Here is a 7,569-nt window from a genome sequence, read left to right as displayed (position 1 = left end):
CCCCGCACCCTCGTGCGTGGCCCGGCGGCCGATGGGTCCTATCCGGACAGGACTCAGCGGGTCAGGCCCGCCCGGCGCAGGGCGTCCGCCATGGCGCTGTTCGCGGGCGCGGGCGCGGGCCGCTGGTCGCCCCGGCCCTTGCCGCCGCCCCGGTTGCCGCGTTCGCCGCCGCGTTCGCCCCGGCCCCGGTCGCCGCCGCCGCGTTCACCGCGCTCCTCGCGGGCCCGGCGTCCGCCGCGCTCACCCCGCTCGCCCCGGTCGCCGCGCTCCCGGCCGCCGTCCTTCGGCGCGCTCTCGTCCTCCAGCCGCAGCGTCAGCGAGATCCGCTTGCGCGGGATGTCGATGTCGAGCACCTTCACCCGGACCACATCACCGGGCTTCACCACATCGCGCGGGTCCTTCACGAACGTCTTCGACATCGCCGACACATGGACCAGCCCGTCCTGGTGCACACCGATGTCCACGAACGCGCCGAACGCGGCGACATTGGTGACGACGCCCTCCAGGACCATCCCCGGCGTCAGATCGCCGATCTTCTCCACGCCCTCCTTGAAGGTCGCGGTCCTGAACGCCGGACGCGGGTCGCGGCCGGGCTTCTCCAGTTCCCGGAGGATGTCCGTCACGGTCGGCAGGCCGAAGGTCTGGTCCACGAACGCGTCGGGGCGCAGCGAGCGCAGCACGGAGGTGTTGCCGATCAGCGCGGCGACCTCACCACCCGTCTCCTTCACGATCCGCCGCACCACCGGATAGGTCTCCGGGTGGACGCTGGAGGCGTCCAGTGGGTCGTCGCCGCCCCGGATCCGCAGAAAGCCCGCGCACTGCTCGTACGCCTTCGGGCCGAGCCGGGAGACGTCCTTGAGGGCCTTGCGGGAGGGGAAGGGGCCGTGGGTGTCACGGTGGGCGACGATGTTCTCGGCCAGCCCCGGGCCGATGCCGGAGACCCGGGCGAGCAGCGGCGCGGAGGCGGTGTTGACGTCCACACCGACACCGTTCACACAGTCCTCGACGACCGCGTCCAGCGAACGGGAGAGCTTCACCTCGGACAGGTCGTGCTGGTACTGGCCGACGCCGATCGACTTGGGATCGATCTTGACCAGCTCGGCGAGCGGGTCCTGGAGCCTGCGCGCGATGGAGACCGCGCCGCGCAGGGAGACATCCAGACCGGGCAGCTCCTGCGAGGCGAAGGCGGAGGCCGAGTAGACCGAGGCGCCCGCCTCCGACACCATCACCTTGGTCAGCTTCAGCTCCGGGTGACGGCTGAGCAGCTCGGCCGCGAGCCGGTCGGTCTCCCGGGACGCCGTGCCGTTGCCGATGGCGACGAGGTCGACCGCGTGCTCCCTGGCCAGCCGGGCGAGGGTGGTCAGCGACTCCTCCCACCGGTTGGCCGGGACATGCGGATGGATGGTGTCGGTGGCCACGACCTTGCCGGTCGCGTCGACCACGGCCACCTTCACCCCCGTACGGAAGCCGGGGTCCAGGCCCAGCGTCGCCCGCGTCCCGGCGGGCGCGGCGAGCAGCAGATCGCGCAGATTGGCGGCGAAGACGCGGACGGCCTCGTCCTCGGCGGCGGTCCGCAGCCGTACCCGCAGATCGATCCCGAGATGGACCTGGATCCGGGTGCGCCACGCCCAGCGGACGGTGTCCCCGAGCCAGCGGTCGCCCGGCCGGCCCCGGTCGGCGACACCGAACCGGCGGGCGATGGCGGCCTCGTAGGCGGTGGGGCCCTCCGGCTCCAGGGCGAGATCGAGGACCTCCTCCTTCTCGCCCCGCAGCATCGCCAGCACCCGGTGCGAGGGCAGCTCGGTGAAGGGCTCGGCGAAGGCGAAGTAGTCGGCGAACTTGGCGCCCGCCTCCTCCTTGCCCTCGCGCACCTTCGCGGCGAGCCTGCCGCGCGTCCACATCCGCTCCCGCAGCTCGCCGATGAGGTCGGCGTCCTCCGAGAACCGCTCGGTCAGGATGGCCCGCGCGCCCTCCAGCGCGGCGGCCGGATCGGCGACACCCTTGTCCGCGTCGACGAAGGCCGAGGCGGCGGCCGGCGGATCCACGGACGGATCCCCCAGCAGCCCCTCGGCCAGCGGCTCAAGACCCGCCTCGCGGGCGATCTGCGCCTTGGTGCGGCGCTTGGGCTTGAAGGGCAGGTAGATGTCCTCCAGCCGCGCCTTCGTGTCGGCGGCCCGGATCCGGGCCTCCAGCTCCGCGTCGAGCTTTCCCTGCTCCCGTACGGAGTCCAGGATCGCGGTGCGCCGCTCCTCCAGCTCCCGCAGATAGCGCAGCCGCTCCTCCAGCGTGCGCAGCTGCGTGTCGTCGAGCATCTCCGTCGCCTCTTTGCGGTAACGGGCGATGAACGGGACGGTCGAGCCGCCGTCCAGCAGCTCCACGGCCGCCTTGACCTGTCGCTCGCGTACGCCGAGTTCCTCGGCGATCCTGCCTTCGATGGACGTCGTCACGGTTACCCGACTCGCCTTCCCTGCTGGCTGTGCTTGAGCCTGCATTCTGCCCCGTGCCCCTTCCGGCTGTCCCCGCCCCACCCCGTGGGTCCGTTCCCCCGTCCCGCCCGGGCCGGTCGCCGCGCCGGTCCGCACCGGTGCGCGGGGAAGGTTACTCGGCGCCGACGAGGTCCGCCGGGAAGGCGCCCGCGGACAGCGCGCGGCCGGCCAGCTCGCGCCCCAGCGCGGTGAGCCGCTCCACCCCCGCCGCGCCCAGGTGTGTGTATGGCCCACTGTCCAGCCGGTCCGTCAGCGCCTCCAGTTCCGCCCGTACCGCCGTGCCCTGGGCCGTCAGCGCGCCCGCGGGGTCCAGCAGTCCCCGCTCGCGCAGCCGGGCGGCGGCGGCGTCCCAGTCCTCCCGCCGCCAGCCCCGGGTGGACAGCACCCAGCGCGGGGACATGCCCCGGCCGGTGGCGGTGTGACTCACCACGGCCTCCAGCGGATCCAGGCCCACCGCCAGCAGTGCCGCGGTGTGGCTGTCGCCCCGGTGTTCGCGCAGCAGGGTCGCCGCGTGCCAGAGCGCCAGGTGCGGCTCGTCGGGCCGGGGCAGATCGGCGTGGGCCGCGTAGAGGGGGCGGCCGGGGCGGGAGCAGCCCTCGGTGGCCCGCGCCGCGAGCGTGGCGGCCTCGGTCAGGTGGGCGGCGGCGAGCACCTCCTCGCCCAGCAGCCGGCGCAGGGTCGCGTCCGCCGCCCGCCACCGCGCGGCCAGCACCTTCTCGGGGCTGGCGGACTCCCACACCGAGGGCAGGAAGCGGGCTATGTGGTCATGGCTGAAGTTGTAGAAGGCGGCGGTGACCGGGCCCGGTCCCACGGCGCCCATCGCCGCCGCCCGGGTGGCGAAGTAGGCCGCGCCCCAGCCGGTGACGCCGAGGGCGTCCAGCTCCCGGGCCGTGTCGGGCGAGAAGTAGACCGTGGCGTGCAGGGTGTTGAGGGGGTCCTGGCAGCGGCGGCCCGCACGGGCCGGCGTCAAGTCGGTGGTCATGGAAGGAGGTTACCGACCGCTTGGTACGGGTGGGGGGGCCACCCGCCCCGATGGCCGGATAGGTGGGAGACTCGTCATTGCGGCCATCACCGGCTCCGGGACAGCATGGACGCATGAGCGAGCGAACCGTTGTCGTCGTCCTCCACGACGGCGTCCAGAGCCTCGATGTGGCGGGCCCGATGGAGGTGTTCGCGGGCGCCTGTGCCGTCCTGGGCGACCCGTCCGCGTACCGCCTGCGCACGGCGAGCACCGACGGCCGTCCCGTGCGCTGCGGCAGTGGACTCACCCTGGTGCCGGACGGCGCGCTGGACGACGCGCCCGCCGCGCACACGCTCATCGTCCCCGGCGGCGATCCCGACTCCGACAGCGCACGCCTCGTCGACTGGCTCCGCGCCCACGGCCCGCGCGCCGAACGCCTGGTCTCCGTCTGTACGGGGGCGCTGCTGCTGGCCGCCGCCGGACTCCTCGACGGACGGCGCGCCACCACGCACTGGTCGTTCTGCGACGACCTCTCCCGTGACTACCCCGAGGTGGAGGTGGACCCGGACCCGATCTTCGTCCGGGACGGGACCGTGTCCACCTCGGCCGGGGTCACCGCCGGGATCGACCTGGCCCTGGCCCTGGTCGAGGAGGACCACGGCTGGGAGGTCGCCCAGACCATCGCCCGCCATCTGGTGGTCTTCCTGCGGCGCCCCGGCAACCAGGCCCAGTTCAGCGCCGCCCTCGCGACCCAGACGGCGAAGCGCGAACCCCTGCGCGAGGTCCAGCGCTGGATCACCGAACACCCGGGCGCCGACCTGTCGGTGGAGTCGCTCGCCACCCGGGCCCGGCTCTCCCCGCGCCACTTCGCCCGCGCCTTCCAGACCGAGACCGGGGTCACCCCGGGCCGTTATGTCGAACGCGTCCGGGTCGAACACGCCTGCCGGCTGCTGACCGACTCCAGCGACAGTGTGGCCGCCATCGCCCGCTCGGCCGGCTACCGCACCCCGGAGGCCCTGCGGCGCGCCTTCGTGAAGACCCTCGGCACGCCTCCGGCCGAGTACCGCCGCCGCTTCCGCGGCGCGGCCTGACCGCCGGGCGCCCCTGCCCCGACCGCCCGGCTCCTCCGCTGAGCCGTGGCGCCCGTCAAGCCAACCCGTTCCATCCCTTGATGTTCCTTATGAGATGAGAGGTTCCCATGCAGATCGCCATCCTCCTCTTCGATGACTTCACCACCCTTGACGCCATCGGCCCCTATGAGGCCCTCGGCCGGATCCCCGGCGCCGAGACCGTCTTCGTGGCCAAGGAGACCGGACTGGTCCGAGGCGACCAGGGCTCGCTCGCGCTGCTCGCCGAGCGGCCCCTGGCGGAGGTGACCGCCCCCGACATCGTGCTCGTCCCGGGCGGACCCGGCACCGACCAGGTCGAGCGGGACGAGGAGATCCTGACCTGGCTGCGCGCGGTGGACGCCACCTCGGCCTGGACCACCTCCGTGTGCACCGGCTCCCAGGTGCTCGGCGCCGCCGGGCTGCTGCGGGGACGGCGCGCCACCAGCCACTGGCTGGTGCTGGAGGACCTGGCCGGGCACGGCGCCGTACCGTCGAAGGAGCGGGTCGTCTTCGACGGCAAGTACGTCACGGCGGCCGGGGTCTCCTCCGGCATCGACATGGCGCTCTCCCTGATGGGCCGCATCGGCGGCGACGAACTGGCCCAGACCGCGCAACTGCTGCTGGAGTACGACCCGCAGCCGCCGTACGACGCGGGCTCGGTCGACAAGGCCCCGGCCGAACTGGTCGCCAAGCTGCGCGCCGCCGTCGCGGCGGACGCGAAGAACCCGGTCAGCGGGGTCTGAGCCGGGGGGCCCGGCCCTCAGCCGGACGGGCCCGGCCGCTCAGACGCTCCAGGTGAAGCGCGGCGCCCGCCGCTCCAGGAAGGCGGTGACGCCCTCGGTGGTGTCACCGCCCTCGCGTGCCTGCTCGGCGGCGCGCTCGGCCCAGTGGGCCTCCCGGCCGCCCAGCCCGGCCACGAACTCCTTCGCCGCCGCCTGGGTCAGCTGGGACCGTACGGTCAGGACGCCGGTCAGCTCGGCGACCCGGGCGTCCAGCTCCTCCTCCGGCAGTACCTCGTCCACCAGCCCGGTCCGCAGCGCGCGGGCCGTACCGATCAGCTCGCCCGTGAACAGCAGGTACTTCGTGGCCGACGGCCCCACCAGCGAGACCAGCCGCCGGGTGGTGGTGGCCGGATAGACGATCCCCAGCTTCGCCGGGGTCACCCCGAACAGCGCCCCCTCGGCCGCCAGCCGCAGATCACAGGCGACGGCCAGCTGGCAGCCCCCGCCCACACAGTGCCCCCGTACCACCGCGACGGTCGGCTTGGGGAAGGCGGCCAGGGCCTCCTCCGCCCGTACCGAGAGCGACTGCGGGGACTCCGCGCCCGGCGGCCCGCCCGGCTCGCGCAGCGACGCGATGTCCGCCCCGGCGCAGAAGGTGGAACCCTCTCCGGTGAGCACCAGGGCCCTGACCCCGGGGTCGGCCGCCAGTCCGTCCAGCAGCGGGGGCAGCGCCCGCCACATGCCGGTGGTCATGGCGTTGCGCTTGGCGGGATTGCCGAGGACGACGGTGGCCACCCCGTCCGTCACCGTGTGCCCGACCCGGGCCGTGGGCTGAGTCTGCATGCGCCGGATGCTATCCGCCCGTGACGGACCTACGATCAAGGAGGGGAACGGGGGCCGCCGCGAGGAGGTAGCGATGGCTGGTACCGCGTCGGAGCCCAAGCGGCTCAAGCGCAATTTCGGTCTGCTGGCCGCCCTCGGCGCCATCCTGGTCCTGGCGGGCATCGTCGGCCTGGTCTACACCGGGCTCGCCACCCTCACCTCGATGCTGCTCTTCGGCTGGCTGCTGCTGATCGGCGGGGTGGTGGGGCTGATCCACGCCATCGAGTCGCGCGGCAGCGACTACTTCTGGCTGGCCGTGGTGGTCGCGGCGCTGAACATCGCGGCCGGGGTGGTCGTCATCCGCCATCCCGAGGGATCGGCGGAGACCCTGACCCTCTTCGCCGCGCTGCTCTTCCTGACCGGTGGGCTCTTCCGGCTGATGGGAGCGCTGGTGGTACGGGGGCCGCAGTTCGGCTGGACGCTCCTCCAGGGAGCGGTGGGCCTGCTGCTGGGCATCCTGGTCCTGGCCAACTGGCCCGAGAGCAGCCGCTATGTCCTGGGGCTCTTCTTCTCGCTGGCGCTGCTCTTCGACGGGCTCGGGCTGATCGCCATCGGGGTGGGCGGCCGTCGTATCGTCCGTATGGTCTCCGACCCCCCGGTCTCCGACCCCCCGGTCTCCGACCCTCCGGCGTAGCGCGGCCCGTCCGTCCGTTCGATTCAACCGTCGGTCGGTCCGCCGGTTCAGCCGCCGGTCCGCCGCCCGGCCGTCCGCGCATCGGGCTGTCCATATCCCGCCCCTGTCCGTCCGGCCGTCCCACGCCCCCCCGCGAGGGCGGGAGTGGTCGAGGGTGTGACGGTTTGGCGCACCAGGTGGTCAGAACGTGTCGATTCTCGCTGACTTGTGTTCAGTGCCCCGGCTCCGGTGACCTCCGGAGCCAACACTGTTTACTCCAGGGTCAGTGCCAGTCGAGCCGAGGGTGGGTACCGGACAATGGAGAGCCTCGGGAGCGTCCCCGCCCGGCCACTGGCGTACGAGGGGGTGTGGCGGTTCACCGCTCCCGCCGATGATGTCTCCGTACCGCGTGCCCGGCACGCCGTCCGCGATCTGCTGCGACGGCAGGGCGTACCGCTCGCCCCGCAGGCCCTGGACGGGCTGCTGCTGATCGTCTCCGAACTGGTCACCAACGCGGTGCGGCACGCGGCCGTACTCTCCCCCCGGATCGGGGTCGAGGTCGCCGTGCGCGGCGGCCGGGTCAGGGTCTCCGTCGAGGACAACCACCCCTACCGCCCGTCGGTCCTGGAGTGCGACCGGGCCGGGACCGGTGGGCGGGGCCTGCTGCTGGTACGGGAGATCACACGGGAGGCGGGCGGTGCCTTCGACGCCGAGCACACCGCGCACGGCGGCAAGGTCGTCTGGGCCGAGCTGCCGTTCTGACCGGCCCGGCCCTCGGGGTGGCCCCGCCCGTGGG

Annotated in this window: 7 protein-coding genes; 4 read left to right on the top strand and 3 right to left on the bottom strand. The window is 73.5% G+C overall.

Annotation, left to right across the window (positions count from 1 at the left end):
* Window positions 1-53: 53 nt before the first annotated feature.
* Both ACFVIM_RS30390 and ACFVIM_RS30385 read right to left on the bottom strand, forming a co-directional pair.
* Window positions 54-2,447: a Tex family protein gene (locus ACFVIM_RS30390; protein ID WP_384308082.1), complete on the bottom strand. Its 2,394-nt coding sequence runs from the start codon at window positions 2,445-2,447 to the stop codon at window positions 54-56.
* Between the two features lie 151 nt (window positions 2,448-2,598).
* Entirely contained in the window at window positions 2,599-3,468 is an 870-nt protein-coding gene (locus tag ACFVIM_RS30385; protein ID WP_384308079.1) for a hypothetical protein, read from the bottom strand.
* A 113-nt stretch (window positions 3,469-3,581) separates the two neighbouring features.
* On the opposite strand from ACFVIM_RS30385, the gene ACFVIM_RS30380 reads away from it, so the two are divergent.
* Complete coding sequence (locus ACFVIM_RS30380; protein ID WP_384308076.1) at window positions 3,582-4,538, top strand: GlxA family transcriptional regulator; 957 nt, start codon at window positions 3,582-3,584, stop codon at window positions 4,536-4,538.
* Window positions 4,539-4,645: 107 nt separating this feature from the next.
* Window positions 4,646-5,299 carry a DJ-1/PfpI family protein gene (locus tag ACFVIM_RS30375; RefSeq protein WP_384308073.1) on the top strand — a complete coding sequence of 218 codons (654 nt, stop codon included), beginning with the start codon at window positions 4,646-4,648 and terminating at the stop codon, window positions 5,297-5,299.
* Between the two features lie 39 nt (window positions 5,300-5,338).
* Here ACFVIM_RS30375 and ACFVIM_RS30370 read toward each other — a convergent pair whose 3' ends face one another.
* Window positions 5,339-6,121 (bottom strand): enoyl-CoA hydratase/isomerase family protein, encoded by a 783-nt coding sequence (locus ACFVIM_RS30370; RefSeq protein ID WP_384308071.1) that lies wholly within the window; start codon window positions 6,119-6,121, stop codon window positions 5,339-5,341.
* A gap of 73 nt (window positions 6,122-6,194) precedes the next feature.
* Here ACFVIM_RS30370 and ACFVIM_RS30365 point away from each other — a divergent pair, with 73 nt between their 5' ends.
* Entirely contained in the window at window positions 6,195-6,794 is a 600-nt protein-coding gene (locus tag ACFVIM_RS30365; protein WP_384308068.1) for an HdeD family acid-resistance protein, read from the top strand.
* A 297-nt stretch (window positions 6,795-7,091) separates the two neighbouring features.
* A complete protein-coding gene (locus ACFVIM_RS30360; RefSeq protein ID WP_384308066.1) occupies window positions 7,092-7,535 on the top strand; it encodes an ATP-binding protein in 444 nt (147 codons plus the stop codon).
* The last annotated feature ends 34 nt before the right edge of the window (window positions 7,536-7,569 follow it).

Origin of the sequence: Streptomyces sp. NPDC057638 (assembly GCF_042800315.1) — a bacterium.
Classification (GTDB): domain Bacteria; phylum Actinomycetota; class Actinomycetes; order Streptomycetales; family Streptomycetaceae; genus Streptomyces.
This window is presented reverse-complemented; position numbering and strand designations above follow the sequence as displayed.

Coding starts and splice junctions, on each gene's coding strand:
- ACFVIM_RS30385 (WP_384308079.1), bottom strand. CDS start 3,468: ATGACCACCGACTTGACGCCGGCCCGTGCGGGCCGCCGCTGCCAGGAC.
- ACFVIM_RS30380 (WP_384308076.1), top strand. CDS start 3,582: ATGAGCGAGCGAACCGTTGTCGTCGTCCTCCACGACGGCGTCCAGAGC.
- ACFVIM_RS30375 (WP_384308073.1), top strand. CDS start 4,646: ATGCAGATCGCCATCCTCCTCTTCGATGACTTCACCACCCTTGACGCC.
- ACFVIM_RS30370 (WP_384308071.1), bottom strand. CDS start 6,121: ATGCAGACTCAGCCCACGGCCCGGGTCGGGCACACGGTGACGGACGGG.
- ACFVIM_RS30365 (WP_384308068.1), top strand. CDS start 6,195: ATGGCTGGTACCGCGTCGGAGCCCAAGCGGCTCAAGCGCAATTTCGGT.
- ACFVIM_RS30360 (WP_384308066.1), top strand. CDS start 7,092: ATGGAGAGCCTCGGGAGCGTCCCCGCCCGGCCACTGGCGTACGAGGGG.